This window comes from Nocardioides sp. (assembly GCF_047602075.1).
Classification (GTDB): Bacteria; Actinomycetota; Actinomycetes; order Propionibacteriales; family Nocardioidaceae; genus Nocardioides.
Genome location: NZ_JASGIF010000002.1, coordinates 966,151 through 979,830, shown reverse-complemented (window position 1 = coordinate 979,830; position 13,680 = coordinate 966,151). Strand labels below are relative to the sequence as shown.

Annotated in this window: 15 protein-coding genes and 1 tRNA gene; 4 read left to right on the top strand and 12 right to left on the bottom strand. The window is 69.2% G+C overall.

Features of this window, described 5'->3' with window-relative positions; genetic code table 11:
* Positions 1-25: 25 nt before the first annotated feature.
* Positions 26-1,525, top strand: a complete 1,500-nt coding sequence (locus tag QM714_RS17380; RefSeq protein ID WP_415102597.1) for an alkaline phosphatase family protein — start codon at positions 26-28, stop codon at positions 1,523-1,525.
* An 11-nt stretch (positions 1,526-1,536) separates the two neighbouring features.
* Here QM714_RS17380 and QM714_RS17375 read toward each other — a convergent pair whose 3' ends face one another.
* Together QM714_RS17375 and QM714_RS17370 are read right to left on the bottom strand one after the other, a co-directional pair.
* Positions 1,537-1,908, bottom strand: a complete 372-nt coding sequence (locus tag QM714_RS17375) for a pyridoxamine 5'-phosphate oxidase family protein (protein ID WP_415102596.1) — start codon at positions 1,906-1,908, stop codon at positions 1,537-1,539.
* A gap of 9 nt (positions 1,909-1,917) precedes the next feature.
* Positions 1,918-2,550 carry a YigZ family protein gene (locus tag QM714_RS17370; RefSeq protein ID WP_415102595.1) on the bottom strand — a complete coding sequence of 211 codons (633 nt, stop codon included), beginning with the start codon at positions 2,548-2,550 and terminating at the stop codon, positions 1,918-1,920.
* 159 nt (positions 2,551-2,709) lie between these two features.
* Between QM714_RS17370 and QM714_RS17365 the strand changes: the two genes are divergently transcribed.
* A complete protein-coding gene (locus QM714_RS17365; protein WP_415102594.1) occupies positions 2,710-3,270 on the top strand; it encodes a hypothetical protein in 561 nt (186 codons plus the stop codon).
* A gap of 102 nt (positions 3,271-3,372) precedes the next feature.
* On the opposite strand, the gene QM714_RS17360 is transcribed toward QM714_RS17365, so the two are convergent.
* Complete coding sequence (locus QM714_RS17360; RefSeq protein WP_415102593.1) at positions 3,373-4,785, bottom strand: cystathionine beta-synthase; 1,413 nt, start codon at positions 4,783-4,785, stop codon at positions 3,373-3,375.
* Between the two features lie 85 nt (positions 4,786-4,870).
* Here QM714_RS17360 and QM714_RS17355 point away from each other — a divergent pair, with 85 nt between their 5' ends.
* Positions 4,871-5,947 carry an SGNH/GDSL hydrolase family protein gene (locus QM714_RS17355; protein ID WP_415102592.1) on the top strand — a complete coding sequence of 359 codons (1,077 nt, stop codon included), beginning with the start codon at positions 4,871-4,873 and terminating at the stop codon, positions 5,945-5,947.
* Between the two features lie 62 nt (positions 5,948-6,009).
* Here QM714_RS17355 and QM714_RS17350 read toward each other — a convergent pair whose 3' ends face one another.
* Both QM714_RS17350 and QM714_RS17345 read right to left on the bottom strand, forming a co-directional pair.
* Entirely contained in the window at positions 6,010-6,891 is an 882-nt protein-coding gene (locus tag QM714_RS17350) for a Bax inhibitor-1/YccA family membrane protein (RefSeq protein ID WP_415102591.1), read from the bottom strand.
* A 141-nt stretch (positions 6,892-7,032) separates the two neighbouring features.
* Positions 7,033-7,106: transfer RNA gene (locus QM714_RS17345), tRNA-Leu, on the bottom strand.
* A gap of 169 nt (positions 7,107-7,275) precedes the next feature.
* On the opposite strand from QM714_RS17345, the gene QM714_RS17340 reads away from it, so the two are divergent.
* Positions 7,276-7,875: a hypothetical protein gene (locus tag QM714_RS17340; RefSeq protein WP_415102590.1), complete on the top strand. Its 600-nt coding sequence runs from the start codon at positions 7,276-7,278 to the stop codon at positions 7,873-7,875.
* 13 nt (positions 7,876-7,888) lie between these two features.
* Here QM714_RS17340 and QM714_RS17335 read toward each other — a convergent pair whose 3' ends face one another.
* The 7 genes from QM714_RS17335 to QM714_RS17305 all read right to left on the bottom strand — a co-directional run bounded on the left by QM714_RS17335 (position 7,889) and on the right by QM714_RS17305 (position 13,680).
* Entirely contained in the window at positions 7,889-8,791 is a 903-nt protein-coding gene (locus QM714_RS17335) for a uracil-DNA glycosylase (RefSeq protein ID WP_415102589.1), read from the bottom strand.
* Entirely contained in the window at positions 8,784-9,722 is a 939-nt protein-coding gene (locus tag QM714_RS17330; RefSeq protein ID WP_415102588.1) for an exopolyphosphatase, read from the bottom strand. Before QM714_RS17330 ends, QM714_RS17335 begins: the two co-directional genes overlap by 8 nt.
* Positions 9,719-10,228 carry a DUF501 domain-containing protein gene (locus QM714_RS17325; RefSeq protein ID WP_415102587.1) on the bottom strand — a complete coding sequence of 170 codons (510 nt, stop codon included), beginning with the start codon at positions 10,226-10,228 and terminating at the stop codon, positions 9,719-9,721. The genes QM714_RS17330 and QM714_RS17325 overlap by 4 nt, the downstream gene beginning before the upstream one ends.
* A gap of 10 nt (positions 10,229-10,238) precedes the next feature.
* On the bottom strand, positions 10,239-10,811 hold the full coding sequence (locus QM714_RS17320) for an FtsB family cell division protein (RefSeq protein WP_415102586.1): 573 nt from the start codon (positions 10,809-10,811) through the stop codon (positions 10,239-10,241).
* A 63-nt stretch (positions 10,812-10,874) separates the two neighbouring features.
* Positions 10,875-12,152 carry a phosphopyruvate hydratase gene (gene eno, locus QM714_RS17315; RefSeq protein WP_415102585.1) on the bottom strand — a complete coding sequence of 426 codons (1,278 nt, stop codon included), beginning with the start codon at positions 12,150-12,152 and terminating at the stop codon, positions 10,875-10,877.
* A 35-nt stretch (positions 12,153-12,187) separates the two neighbouring features.
* Complete coding sequence (locus tag QM714_RS17310) at positions 12,188-12,967, bottom strand: MazG family protein (RefSeq protein ID WP_415102584.1); 780 nt, start codon at positions 12,965-12,967, stop codon at positions 12,188-12,190.
* Complete coding sequence (locus tag QM714_RS17305; RefSeq protein ID WP_415102583.1) at positions 12,964-13,680, bottom strand: SurA N-terminal domain-containing protein; 717 nt, start codon at positions 13,678-13,680, stop codon at positions 12,964-12,966. Before QM714_RS17305 ends, QM714_RS17310 begins: the two co-directional genes overlap by 4 nt.

Genomic DNA, 13,680 nt, shown 5'->3' with positions numbered 1-13,680 from the left:
CGGTCTCCGCCACTACGGTGGCGCCATGACTGCCACACCCGAGCAGCGCGAGGCGTTGATCGGCGCGCTCTGTGCTCCCGAGCTCGCCGACATCGTGGACCTGGTCTGCTGGGTTGCGGACGACCCGACGGGCAGGACGGCGTACGCCGCCAACAGCATCGGCCGGGTCCGCTTCCACCTCGACGGGCCGGCCGAGGTGGTCGACGGCGAGAACCCCATCGGCAGTGAGGATCCGCTGGCCTTCCTGCCCTACGACAAGGAGGTCGCCGACCCGTCCCCGCGGCGCTCCACCGGCAACAGCTATCCGCTCGCGGCGCAGCGGCTGCTGTCCTTCTTCGCCAACCCCGACCGCAGCCCGGATCTGGCCATCGTGCACACGCCGCGACACTTCTTCCCCGACGAGGGCGGCCACGTCGGCGAGCATGGGTCGCTCGACGTGATCCAGTCGCGGGCGCCCTTCATCCTCAGTGGAGCAGGGGTACGCCGCCTCGGATACATCAACGCCCACGCGCGGCTGGTGGATGTGGGCCCGACGCTGGCCCATCTGGTGGGCGTCCCGGACAGCGCCTTGGTGGACCGGGTCGGCGACGAGCTGGACGGGCGCCCTCAGGTGGAGTACCTCGAGAAGGGCGCCGCCCGCTCGCACGTCATCGGAGTGCTCTGGGACGGCGGCCACTGCGGCGACCTGCTGCACCTGGCCGAGACCGGCGAGCTGCCGGCGGTGGCCCGGCTGATCGATCGCGGGATGGCGCTGCGCGGTGGTGCCGTCGCCGAGTTTCCCAGCATCACGCTGACCAACCACACCGCGATCCTGACCGGAGTCGGCCCCGGTCGGCACGGCGTGATGGGCAACGTCTACTACGACCGCGCCGCCGCGGAGCGGGTCGTGCCCAACGACGAGAGCACCTGGCACCGCAGCGCCGAGTGGCTGCTGCCCCAGGCTCGGACGATCTTCGAGACCGTCAACGACCACCTCGGCGAGACCGGGGGCGTGCGCACCGCGAGCGTGGACGAGGCGATCGACCGCGGTGCCGACTATTCGACGATGGCGCTGATCCGAGCCAGCGGTGAGGCCGGGGCCGACGCGCTCGACGACGCCCTGCCCGATCCGACCACCTCACCGTTCCTAGGTGATCCCGCCTTCTTGGAAGAAGACTACTTCCGCTGGGGCATGCGAGTGGACGATCTCGGCCTGCAGCAGATGATGGATCTCTTCGCCGATCCCGGCGCAGCCCCGGTGCTCACCTGGTGGGCCAACGTGGTGACCGATGGCGGCCACCACGGCGGTGGCCCGAGGTCACCGATGGCGCGGGACTCCCTCAAACAGGCCGACGCGCGGCTCGGTGCCTTCCTCGACCACCTCGAGAGCATTGGCATCCTCGACGACGTGACCATCCTGCTCACCGCCGACCACGGCTTCGAGGGCTCGTCGCCCGACTGCACGGGCTCGTGGCGCTCCGCCCTCGAAGCGACCGGGATCCCGCACCGCGACGAGGGCCCCGGGCTGATCTACGTCACCGGCTGAAGGGGCGAGGCTCAGATCCGAACGCAGTCGTTGCTGCAGCTCCCGGGTGCGGGCGGGCCGTCGGCGTGGTCGGCGGGGCGGTGGAGCACCGCGGCGTCCGGTGCGATCTCGAAGCCGTCCTCGACGACGCGAGCCACGCCATCCACGATCAGGGTGTAGCCGTGGCGTTCCCGAGGCGGGTAGACCAAGGTCACCGCAGGGTTGTCGGCCAAGTTAGCCGCCGAGCCCCGGCTCCCACCAGGGATCCGCACCAGCGCAGCCTCCACCACCGGCTCGACCGTGACGGCCTTCACCTTGCCCTCGGGCGAGACGGTCAGCAGATAGCCGGCGTCGAAGTCCGTGACTGCGTCGGCCAGCTTGTCCAGGTCAACCGGGATGCTCATGGATCGAGGCTACGCCCGTCCGGAGTCCACCCATCGCTCCCCTGCTGCGACCGCGAGGGCCCGCCCTCCGGACAACTCGGCCACCAAGCCGTGCAACCGGTCGACGTCGTCCGGCGCGACGCCGAGCCGCAGGGTCACCGTGGCGGAATAGGAGGCGTCAACGACCACCACCCCGCGCGCCCGCAGCTCGCTCTCGGCCCTGGCGGCCTCGGCGTGACCGAGCTCGACGACCCACTCCGTCAGCAGCCTGCGGCGTTGCAGTCCGACCTCGTCAAGGGTGGCCCGCACGGCGTCGCCGTACGCCCTGACCAGGCCGCCCGCACCCAGCAGCACTCCCCCGAACCATCGGGTGACGACGGCGACGACGTCGCTGACCTCCCGGCCGCGTAGCACCTCCAGCATCGGCGCGCCGGCTGTCCCCGCCGGCTCACCGTCGTCGCTGGAGCGCTGCACCTGCGCACTCGGCCCCAGCACGAAGGCGGAGCAGTGGTGCCGGGCGTTCCAGTGCTCGCGGCGGAGCCGTTCGACGACGGCTCGGGCGGCCGCCTCCTCCTCAACCCTCGTCACGGTGGCCAGGAAGCGGGAGCGCTTGACCTCGATCTCGCTCTGGCCGTCCCGAGCGATGGTCAGATAGTCGGTCACCACGACGCCACCGAGCCGCGATCCATCCCCTCAGCCTAGGTGTCGTCGTACGACGACATGTATCTCGCTATGCCCGGGCGCCTCATCTCTACTCGTCAGCACCCCGAGATCCGGGGACATCGCGCGGCCGTCGATGCCGCGCCGAAGAGAGGAACCCAGATGAGCAACAAGCTTCGCCGCAACACCATCGTCGCCGCTGCTGTGGTGGCCACCGGGGCCCTTGCCCTCACGACGCCGTCGATGGCGCAGTCCATCGCCCAGAAGCTGGACGGCTACCACGCCAACCAGCTCAACAAGACCCAGTACTTCGCGCAGGCCAAGACGTTCGACGACTTCGACAGCTGCGACTACACGCCGGTGCTGTCCCGCACGTTCAAGGCCCCGGCCAAGGGTGTCGTCTCGGTGACCGGCAGCCTCGGTGCCGCCCGCGACGTCTCCGACCCCGACACCTCCGAGCTCTCGGTGACCGTGTTCATCGACGGCAAGCAGGCCGGCAACTACTCCAGCGTCTTCCTCGAGGACGGTGGCACCCATGAGGGCACCAGCTCGCCGATCGGTGCCGCCAAGGTCAAGGGCGGCAAGCACACCATCCAGCTGCGTGCCTCGGAGTGCACTGACGGCATGGCCTTCATCTACAACGAGTCGATGTTGGTCGAGTTCTCGCCGTTCGGCTCGGTGCAGAAGCCTGGCCCGCTGAAGATGGTCAAGCAGAACGGCTGACCAACGCCAGCTGAACAACGCGGGACGACGGCTCGGCCCCCGCGGGGCCGGGCCGTCGTCGTGCAATCCCGGATCGAGGGCCAGTCGGCCACGCCCTCTCGATCAGCCCGCGGCCAAGAATGTCAACAGATCGTGCCGGGTGAGCACCCCGATGGGCTTGCCGTCCTCGTGGACGAGCACCGCATCAGCCGACTCGAGCAAGCTCACGGCGGCGCTCGCAGGCTCGGTCGATCCGATCGTCGGCAATGGCGGCGACATGTGGGCCTCGACGGCGTCGGTGAGCCTGGCAGCGCCCGTGAAGAGGGCGTCGAGCAGGGTGCGCTCCGACACCGACCCGGCCACTTCGGCGGCGACGATCGGCGGCTCGGCGCGGACGACGGGCATCTGGGAGACGGCGTACTCCTGCAAGATGGCGACCGCCTCCGCGATGGTCTCGTTCGGGTGGGTGTGCACCAGGTCCGGCAGGTCGCCGACCTTGCCGCGCAGCACCTCCCCGACCGACTTCTGACCACCGTCACCGACGGCAACGCTGAAGCCGTACTGCGCGAGCCATTCGTCGCTGAAGATCTTGGACAGATAGCCGCGACCCGAGTCGGGCAGGAGGACGACGATCACCGCATCAGCGCCGCTTCCGGCGTCGGCCAGCTCGTGGGCGAGCTGGCAGGCGGCGTGCACGGCCATGCCGGAGGACCCGCCGACCAGCAGCCCTTCCTCGCGAGCGAGCCTGCGTGTCATCGCGAAGGAGTCGGCGTCGGACACTTCGATGATCCGGTCGGCGATGTCCCGGTCGTAGGTCGTCGGCCAGAAGTCCTCGCCGACGCCCTCGACCAGATAGGGGCGACCGGTGCCGCCGCTGTAGACCGAGCCGGCGGGGTCGGCGCCGACGATCTGAACGGATGGATTCTGCTCCTTCAGATACCGACCGGTGCCGGAGATCGTCCCTCCGGTGCCGACTCCGGCGACGAAGTGGGTGATCCGACCCTCCGTCTGTCGCCAGATCTCCGGACCGGTGGACTCGTAGTGGGAGCGGGGGTTCTCCGGATTGGAGTACTGATCGGGCTTCCACGCTCCCGGCGTCTCGCGGACCAGCCGATCGCTGACGTTGTAGTAGGAGTCCGGATGCTCGGGCGCGACCGCGGTCGGGCAGACGACCACCTCGGCGCCGTACGCCTTGAGCACGTTGCGCTTGTCCTCGCTGACTTTGTCCGGGCACACGAAGATGCACCGATAGCCGCGCTCCTGGGCGACCAAGGCGAGCCCGATGCCGGTGTTGCCTGACGTGGGTTCGACGATCACGCCGCCAGGCTGGAGTTCGCCCGACGCCTCGGCCGCGTCGACCATCCGGATGGCAATGCGGTCCTTCACCGAGCCGCCGGGGTTGAGGTACTCCAGCTTCACCAGCACGATCGGCCCGCTCTCGCTCGACGTGGGTCGGTCCGTGGTTGCCAGCGCGGGGGCAAGCCGCAGCAGCGGTGTGTTGCCGATCAGATCCAGCGGCGAGTCGACGTAGTCCACTCGGCCAACCTATTCGATCCTGCCGATTCTCTCCGATTCCGCTGACGCGACCATCCGGCGTCGTGCGGATACGTACAGTGTTGGCATGAGCAGAGCCGGAGCCGCACGCAAGCTGGCCTCCGCCGCAGCCTTCGGCGGGGGTGGGCTGTCGTTGCTCGGGGGTGCGCTGTACGGCGTGCTGCGGGCCGAGGCGACCATCGCTCGCAAGGCGATCGGCAACGCCTCGGACGTGCCGCCACCGGATGCGACCGGGTGGTACGGCCGCGGCCGCCCCGGACCCAGCGTCAAGATCGCCCTGCTGGGCGATTCGAGCGCGGCCGGCTATGGCGTGGACCGCGTCGAGGAGACTCCGGGAGCGCTGCTCGCCTCGGGTGTCGCCGATGCTGCCAACAGGCGGGTCTACCTGCGTTCCTTCGCCGTCGTGGGTGCCCAGACGTCGGATCTTGCCGGACAGCTCGACCGGGCACTGCCCACCGAGCCGGACCTGGCGGTGATCTTCATCGGCGCCAACGACGTGACCCACACGGTGCTGCCGTCCCAGTCGGTGCAGCGCCTCGGCGACGGCGTACGCCGCTTGCGCGATGCCGGCGTGACCGTGGTCGTCGGAACGTGCCCCGACCTGGGCACGGTCAAGCCGATCGCACCGCCGCTCAAGCAGGTCGCGCGGGCCTGGTCACGACGGCTCGCGGCCGCCCAGACGATCGCGGTGGTGGAGGCTGGTGGCCGGACGGTGTCGCTCGGTTCGATCCTGGGGCCGGACTTCGCGGCTGCCCCCTCGGTGCTCTTCGGACCCGACCAGTTCCACCCCTCGGCGGACGGGTACCACCAACTCGCCTCGGTGATGCTGCCCTCGGTGCTGGCGGCGCTGGACCTGCTGCCCACCGACGACCTGGAGCAGACCCTGCGCCGGCCGGGCGCCGTGCTCCCCGTAGCCGACGCGGCCATCCAGGCCGTGCGGGCGCCGGGCACGGAGCTCGACGGCACCGAGGTCGGCGGAGCTCAGCGGGGCCTGCGCGGCCGCTGGGTGCGGCTGCAGCGGCGCCGGCGGAGGCCGCAGGCAGAGGTCGAGTCGCCGGCGGCCACCAGCGACGACAGCGGAGTCGATCCCGAAGTGACGTCGGAGCTGCCTTCCGACATGACCCCAGAGATGACCTGGAAATGACGGAGTCCCCGGGCCTGTCAGGCTCCGGGGACTCTGCGTCAGGCCTCAGCCGCGGCTGAGGCTCAGTCGCGATTGAGGATGGCCAGGATCCGCAGCAGGTTGGTGTAGATCCAGACCAGGCTCACGGTCAGTGCGAAGGCGGCTCGCCACGACTCACGCTCGGGCAGACCGGCGGCCACGCCCTTCTCGACGAAGTCGAAGTCGAGCACCAGCATGAAGATGCCGAGCACCAGACCGGCGACCGCCATCAGCAGGCCCAACGTGCCGAAGCCGAACAGGCCGGTCGAGATGCCGAACAGGCTGAGCACCAACTCCAAGAGCCCCAGGCCGACGATCCCGAACATCGCGGCGATGGTGAACGTGCGGAACCGGTTGCCGACCTGGATGTCGAAGAACTTGTAGGCCGCCAGGGTGCCGGCGAAGGCCGCGAAGGTGCCGAGGACCGCCTGCATCACGATGCCGTCGTAGAACTGCACCTCGAACGCCTTGCTGAGCGCACCGAGGGCGACGCCCTCGAACGCTGCGAAGACGAGCACCAGCGCGGGGCTGATCGCGCGCTTGAAGGAGTTGACCATCGACAGCACGAAGGCGCCACCGGAGCCCACCAGCAATGCGGTCGACAGCTGGGCGAGGTTCTGCTGGTCGCCCAGCGCGGTGCCGGTGGCGATGTCGCCGATGTAGGCCCAGGTCAGCGCGGCCATCACGAGGACGAGACCGAAGGTGATCGCGGACTTCTGGACCACCGAGTCGACGGTCATCCGCTCGACCGGACCGGCCTGCTGGTCCTGCGGAGTGCCGACGCTCCAGGTGGAGGGGTCGGACGGGTTCTGCTGCGGGGCGCCGTAGCCGGGGTAGTTGCTGCCCGAGCCGGCATAGGTCTGGGTGTCGGTGTACTGCCCGTTGAACTCTGGGGATCGGTTGAACACCGGGTTGTTGCTACGCATCTGTGGTCTCTCCTCGAGGCCTCGGCGACCCCCACGATGAGGGCCAACACGACGAGCCCCGAGTCTAACGGGGCTCACCGGATTCAACGACTGGTCAGGGTGTGATGTTCCCGGCGACCGGTTGGCGCGGTCGCCGCACAGTGCCCCCGGTGGGGCTCGAACCCACACTGAATCGCTTTTAAGGCGACTTCCTCTGCCGGTTGGGATACGGGGGCGGGACAACGGTACGACGAGACGCCGCGCCAGGTGGATCCTCGAAGTTGCCCATTGTCTGCGATCTGGATCACGCCCTAGATTGGCAACCTGTTAGCCGCCCAGTCGTCCGTTCGGACACCGGTCTGCTCGGGGACCTCCTCACCCATCTCATCGCAGGGAGAAAACCGCATGACTCGCAAAGCCTCGCGCACCACCGTGCTCACCGTTGCTGGCTGCGCCCTGGCGCTGGCCGCCGTTGGCGGCACCAGCTATGCCGCTGGACAGATCACCGGCAAGCAGATCAAGGACAAGACCCTCGGCCCCAACGACCTTCTCGTCCGGGTGGCCTCCAAGCAGGTCGACGACAACGCGATCGCCGGCTTCTCGACCGGTACCGCAACGGCGCTGAAGGTCCAGGTCACGGCGCCCACCAAGGGCTACGTGGTAGTGACCGCGTCATCGGATGTCTACGACTTCAGCGCGCCCACCTACACCAACTGCTGGATCTCGCTGAACGGTCACTATGCACGTGGCTCCGAACGCTCTGTCCACATCACCGCCGACGATCAGGAGCAGAACTGCGGCACCAACGTGACGATCCCGGTGGGGGCGGGCAAGAAGACCGTCTCGTTCGACGCCGACGGCGGCTCGAACACCATCTACGACGAAACCACCCTCTCCGCTGAGTTCATCCCGTTCAACGGCAACGGCAAGCGGCCCAGCAAGAGCGAGATCAAGAACGCGCTCAGCAAGGCCGCGCCCAGCAAAGCGGACCGCAGCAACCGCTGACCGACTGGACGGACTACCTACTGGCGGCGGCGCCCAGCACCTCGTCCAGCATCTGCGGGGTCAGCCGGCCGGTGAAGGTGTTGTGTTGGCTGGGGTGGTAGCAGCCCAGCAGCGTCACCTCGCCGTCGGGCCAGGACAGCGACACCTCGCGGCCGTGACCGAACGTCGGTCGCGGCCGTGGGGTGCCGCACCCCATCGCGCGCCAGCTCCGCAGCACCGCGTCCCAGCCGTATCCCCCGAGCGCAACGATGCAGCGCAGGCTGGGTAGCACGAGTCGCAGCTCGGTGAGCAGCCACGGAGCGCAGGTGTCCCTCTCCTGCACCGTGGGCCTGTTGTCGGGCGGAGCGCAACGGACCGTGGCGACCATCCGAGCACCGATCAGTCGTTGGCCGTCGGCGGCGCTGGTGCTCGTCGGCAGCGCGGCAAGCCCCACCCGGTGCAGGCTCGCAAAGAGCCAGTCCCCGGAGGAGTCGCCGGTGAACACCCGGCCGGTCCGATTGCCGCCGTTGGCTGCAGGGGCAAGCCCCACGATCAGCACCCGCGGCGCCGGCTCGCCCCAGCCCGCGATCGGACGACCCCAGTAGGGCTGGTCGGCGAACGACGCCCGCTTGGTGACGGCCACCTCCTCGCGCCACCGGACCAGCCTCGGACAGGCCCGGCAGACCGAGATCCGGGCATCCAGGTCGGCCAGCTCCTCGGCTCGGGTTGTTGCCGATTGGGCCCAAACGGTGGAGATTTCGGGCCCAGGGATGCAGTTTCGGGCCAATCGCTGGACTTCACGGCCGCCTTGAGCGACCGGAGTTTCCGGTTCGGCAGGGTCGTCCGGCCAACCGGTGCCGGGCGGCACAGGGCTGTCGAAGAGCACACCGGTGACCGGGTGTGGGAGGGCCCGCGATCCAGCCTGGATCTCATCCATCGGCGATGGACCAGGCGATGCCGTCCAAGATGTCCGCCTCCGAGATGACCAGGGAGTCGGTGCGGGTGCGGCGCAGCACTCGGTCCAAGATGAGCGCACCGCCCACGATCACGTCGGCACGCCCCGGGTGCATGTAGGGCAATGCCAGCCGCTGGGCGAGGGTCAACTGAGCGAGCCGCCGGACGTAGTCGTGCACACCGTCCACCGGCACCACCGCCTGATCGGTGCGGATGGGGTCATAGGTCGGCAGATCCAGCACCCCTGCGCCGACGGTGATGATGGTGCCAGCCACCCCGACCACCGTCCGCGCAAGAGCAAGGTCGACCGGCGAGCCGTCGAGCGCGGTGTCGGCGTCGGCGGCGCACGCCGCCAGCTCGGCCGACGAAGGCGGGTCGGAGTGGAGATGGCGCTCGGAGAGGCGCACCGAGCCGATGTCGAGCGACACCGCCGACTCGACCCTCGACCGGCCATCGGCACCACGCCGACCGAGGACGAGCTCGGTCGAGCCGCCGCCGATGTCGATGACCAGCACGGGTGGCTCGGGGTCGCGGACCAGGTTGCGCACCGCTCCGTCGAAGCTCAGTCGGGCTTCCTCGTCCCCCGAGACGACCTCGGGGTCGACGCCGAGTCGCTCGCGCACGCCGGCAGCGAAGACCTCCGCGTTCGAAGCGTCGCGCGTTGCCGAGGTCGCGCAGAATCGGATGCGCTCGACGGGGTGCTGGGCGATCAGGGCGGCGTACTCGTCCAGTGCCGCGAAGGCCCGCACCAGGGCCTCCTCTGCCAGCTCGCCGGAGGTGTCGACGCCTTGACCCAAACGCACGGCGCGGGACTCCCGCACGACGATCTCGGGGAGCTGGCCGATCAGCATCTTGATGGTGTTGGTGCCACAGTCGACTGCAGCGATCATCGGCCGAAGCCCCGCCTTCCTCATGCGAGCTCCCCCTCGGACACGCAGGCTCCCTCGGTCCACCAGGCGCCCAGCAGGTCCAGCACCTCGTCACCCAACGGGTTCACACCAGGCCCCGCGCTGAGCGCATGCGCAGCAAGGACATGGAGGCACTTGACCCGATCGGGCATGCCCCCCGCGGAGGTGCCGGCGATCTCGGGGACCTCCCCGAGCTCCTCGCGCGCGGCAAGATAGGCCTCATGAGCGGCACGGTACGCCGCCGCGAGGTCGGCGTCGCTCGCCAGCCGGTCCTGCATCTCCCGCATCAGCCCCGATCCCTCGAGCGTCCCGATCCGCGACGCAGCCCGCGGACACGTGAGGTAGAAGGTGGTCGGGAAGGGCGTCCCGTCGGGCAGCCTGGGCTCGGTGACCACCACGTCGGGGTTCCGGCAGGGACACCGATGCCCGACCGCGTGGATGCCACGAGGGGTTCGACCCAACTGTGCGGCGACGATCGCCTCGTCGGCCGGGTCGATACCCGGCTCGGTCACTGCGGCCCTGTCACTGGGACTCCGAAATCTTCTTCGCCGGGCCGCCGATGTGGGTCGCTGGTGGGTCCTGATCCGCTGGCGGATGGCCGGCAAGCTCCACCGATCCCCAGGCCTTCTCCCACCAGGCGGTGGGGGTCTGGTGGACGACGTCGTCGGGGTCCGACAACTTCGCCTGGTCCTCCAGTCGCGTCCCGTCAGCGCCGACGACCACCCAGGCACGCTCGCCCGGATCGACGTAGCCGAACCGGGTGCGGGCCTGGTCCTTGACGTAGGCCGGGTCCTTCCAGCGCTGCGTCTCCCGCGCCAACTTGTCGATGCTCGTCTGCTTCGTGGCGATCTGCGCCTCGAGGTCCGAGATGTGCGCACGCTGCTGGAGGTAGGCGCGCATCGAGGAGGCATAGGAGATCGCCAGCACTGCCAGCACCAGGGCCAAGATCGCGGCGCGCCCGGTCAGCTTGGAGCGCGGTCGTTTCGTCTCGCCCGGCGATAGCGGCGTGACGTCGGCCGCGGCCGACCGGGGGGTGCCGCGGTCACCGGGTCGCCTGCTGCGGCCGGGACCCGAAGGCTGGCGGACGCGCTTCACCGGTGACCACCGCCGGACATGCGTGGGGAAGCGGTGATGATCACTCACCCATCATGACAAGGATCAGCGCTGGTACCGGGGGAACGCGCCGACGCCGGCGTACCTCGCTGCGTCGCCGAGCTCGCTCTCGATCCGGAGCAGCTGGTTGTACTTCGCTACCCGCTCGGAGCGGGCCGGCGCCCCGGTCTTGATCTGGCCGCAGTTCGTGGCGACGGCGAGGTCGGCGATGGTGGTGTCCTCGGTCTCGCCCGAGCGGTGACTCATCATGCAATGGAACCCACTGCGGTGCGCCAACTCGACGGCGTCGAGGGTCTCGGTGAGCGACCCGATCTGGTTGACCTTGACCAGAAGCGCGTTGCCCTGGCCACCGTCGATGCCGCGCTGGAGTCGCTCGACGTTGGTGACGAACAGGTCGTCACCGACCAACTGGATCTTGGTGCCCAGCTCATCGGTAATCGCCTTCCAGCCCTTCCAGTCCTCCTCGTCGAGAGGGTCCTCGATCGAGACGATGGGGTAGGACGCCGCCAGATCGGCGTAGTAGGCGATCATCTTGTCGCTGGCGAGCTTCTGACCCTCGAAGGAGTACTTGCCGCGGTTGTGGAACTCCGACGCGGCGACATCGAGGGCCAACACGATGTCCCGACCGAGCTTGAGGCCGGCGCCCTTGACCGCCTCGGCGATCAGGTCGAGCGCCGCCCGGTTGCTCTCCAGGTTGGGCGCGAAGCCGCCTTCGTCGCCGAGGCCGGTCGCCAAACCCTTCTTCTTCAGCACCGACTTCAGCGAGTGGTACACCTCGGCGCCCATCCTGAGCGCCTCGGCGAAGGTCGACGCACCGACCGGAGCGATCATGAACTCCTGGATGTCCACATTGGAGTCAGCGTGTGATCCGCCGTTGAGGATGTTCAGCATCGGCACCGGCAGCAGGTAGGCGTTGGGCCCACCGACGTAGCGGTAGAGCGGGAGCCCGGCCGACTCGGCGGCGGCACGGGCCACCGCGAGCGAGACGCCGAGAATGGCGTTGGCCCCGACCTTGGCCTTGTTGGGCGTGCCGTCGACCTGCGCCATCGTCTGGTCGATCAGGCGCTGGTCGTCCGCTTCGAGGCCGACCACCACCGGCGCCAGCGAGTCGAGGACTCCGGCGACCGCCTTCTGGACCCCCTTGCCGAGGTAGCGCTTCGCCCCGTCACGCAGCTCGACGGCTTCGAACGCCCCGGTCGAGGCGCCGCTCGGGACCGCAGCGCGGCCATAGGCGCCGTCGTCCAGCATCACTTCGACCTCGACGGTGGGGTTGCCGCGCGAGTCGAGGATCTCTCGTGCGCCGACTGCTGCGATAGATGCCACGATGCTGCTCCTGCCCGGAAGGGAAACGAACGGGTTCAGCCTAGTGGTGAGGGGATGGATCGCCCATCAGTGTCCGCGAGCAGTCGTCGTACGGCGTCGCGCAGCGCCTGCTCGGGATCCACTCCGCTCGCCCGAGCATCGGCGACGACGGCCAACAGACTCTCCCCGATCTCCGTCGAGCTGCGGGCAACAGGCCCCTGTTCCGCTGGGCGTGGCGCTTCTCGCTGTCCGGACCGAGCCAGCCGGTCGAGCACCTTGTCGGCGTAGAGGAGCGCCGGCAACGAGGTCGGCAGGCCCTCGGTCGGCGTGGCCCGCCGCTTCTCGGTCGCCTTGATCGCCTCCCACACCTCGTTCACCGCGGCCGCATCGGGACGCTCCGGTGCGGCTCGGCCATCTTCCGCAGCGCTGGACGAGTCGGAGAAGACATGGGGGTTGCGGCGGCGCATCTTGGCGATGATGTCGGCGAGCACGTCATCGAGAGCGAACTCACCGGCCTGTTCGGCGATGACGGCGTGGAACCAGACCTGGAGCAGCAGGTCACCCAGCTCTTCGCGCAGGTCGGCCAGCGACCCGGTCTCGATCGCCTCGGCCGTCTCGTGCGCCTCCTCGAGGAGGTAGCGCACCAGCGAGCGGTGCGACTGCGACGCCTTCCAGCTGCACTCCGAGCGCAGTTGGCGCATCACCTGGAGGAACTCCAGCACTCGCTCCCGGGTGACATCCTCGTCGCCCCACTTAGCACCGGCCTGGTGGCCGATATCGACCCGCCTGGGTTGCTGCGTCAACCCGGCCTCGGCATCGTGTTCAGGCGTGGTCACTTAGTGCAACGAAGCGACATCGGCACGAGGGCCAGCGCAGCGTCCACGTCGTCTTGGGTCGCCTCGCTGCTCGCCGCCTTGACCGCGGTCTTGGCGACCGAGCTCGCGGCGAAGGACACCGTGGTGTCGGTGGTGCCGAGGTCGGCGTCCAGCCCGAAGCGGGGGTCGATGGAGATGTCGGCCTTCTTCATGTACCCGGCGAGCAGGCCGGTTGCCTGCAGGTTGACCTGCTCGTCCGTCGGCGATGTGTTGCCTGCCGCGGCAAGCTGCTTCTTGGCGGCCGCGGTCAGCACGTCGGTGACATAGGGGCCGGCCGTCTGGAGGTCGATCAGGGTCTGTTGGACCCCCGCCGGCAGGCTGGCGACAGACGCCTTGGCACTATTCACCGCGTCGTTGTAGGACGACCCAGTCGAGACATCGAGGTCCGCGGCGACCTGCTCAGCCACCTGTCGGGTGACCATCGTCTGGACGATGTTGCTCCGCAGCCTTCCCATGGTGAACGCGGCGGGGGTCTGCCCGGTGCCGAGCTGTGGTCGAAGGCCAGTGCACAGATCGTCGGCGGCCTGGTCGACCGTGGCCATCGTGATCGTGTCGTCGCCGACCTTGGCGGCGACGCCCGGGTGGACGTCGGCGCAACCGGTCAGCAGGAGCAGAGCACCGGCAGCCACAGCGGTCCAGGTCGCGCGCCGGCGCGGCGTGCTCGACGATCGCAC

What these genes read in the sequence shown, in the direction of transcription:
- QM714_RS17380 (WP_415102597.1), top strand. Translation starts at nt 26, where the DNA reads ATGACTGCCACACCCGAGCAGCGCGAGGCGTTGATCGGCGCGCTCTGT.
- QM714_RS17375 (WP_415102596.1), bottom strand. Translation starts at nt 1,908, where the DNA reads ATGAGCATCCCGGTTGACCTGGACAAGCTGGCCGACGCAGTCACGGAC.
- QM714_RS17365 (WP_415102594.1), top strand. Translation starts at nt 2,710, where the DNA reads ATGAGCAACAAGCTTCGCCGCAACACCATCGTCGCCGCTGCTGTGGTG.
- QM714_RS17355 (WP_415102592.1), top strand. Translation starts at nt 4,871, where the DNA reads ATGAGCAGAGCCGGAGCCGCACGCAAGCTGGCCTCCGCCGCAGCCTTC.
- QM714_RS17350 (WP_415102591.1), bottom strand. Translation starts at nt 6,891, where the DNA reads ATGCGTAGCAACAACCCGGTGTTCAACCGATCCCCAGAGTTCAACGGG.
- QM714_RS17340 (WP_415102590.1), top strand. Translation starts at nt 7,276, where the DNA reads ATGACTCGCAAAGCCTCGCGCACCACCGTGCTCACCGTTGCTGGCTGC.
- QM714_RS17335 (WP_415102589.1), bottom strand. Translation starts at nt 8,791, where the DNA reads ATGGATGAGATCCAGGCTGGATCGCGGGCCCTCCCACACCCGGTCACC.
- QM714_RS17330 (WP_415102588.1), bottom strand. Translation starts at nt 9,722, where the DNA reads ATGAGGAAGGCGGGGCTTCGGCCGATGATCGCTGCAGTCGACTGTGGC.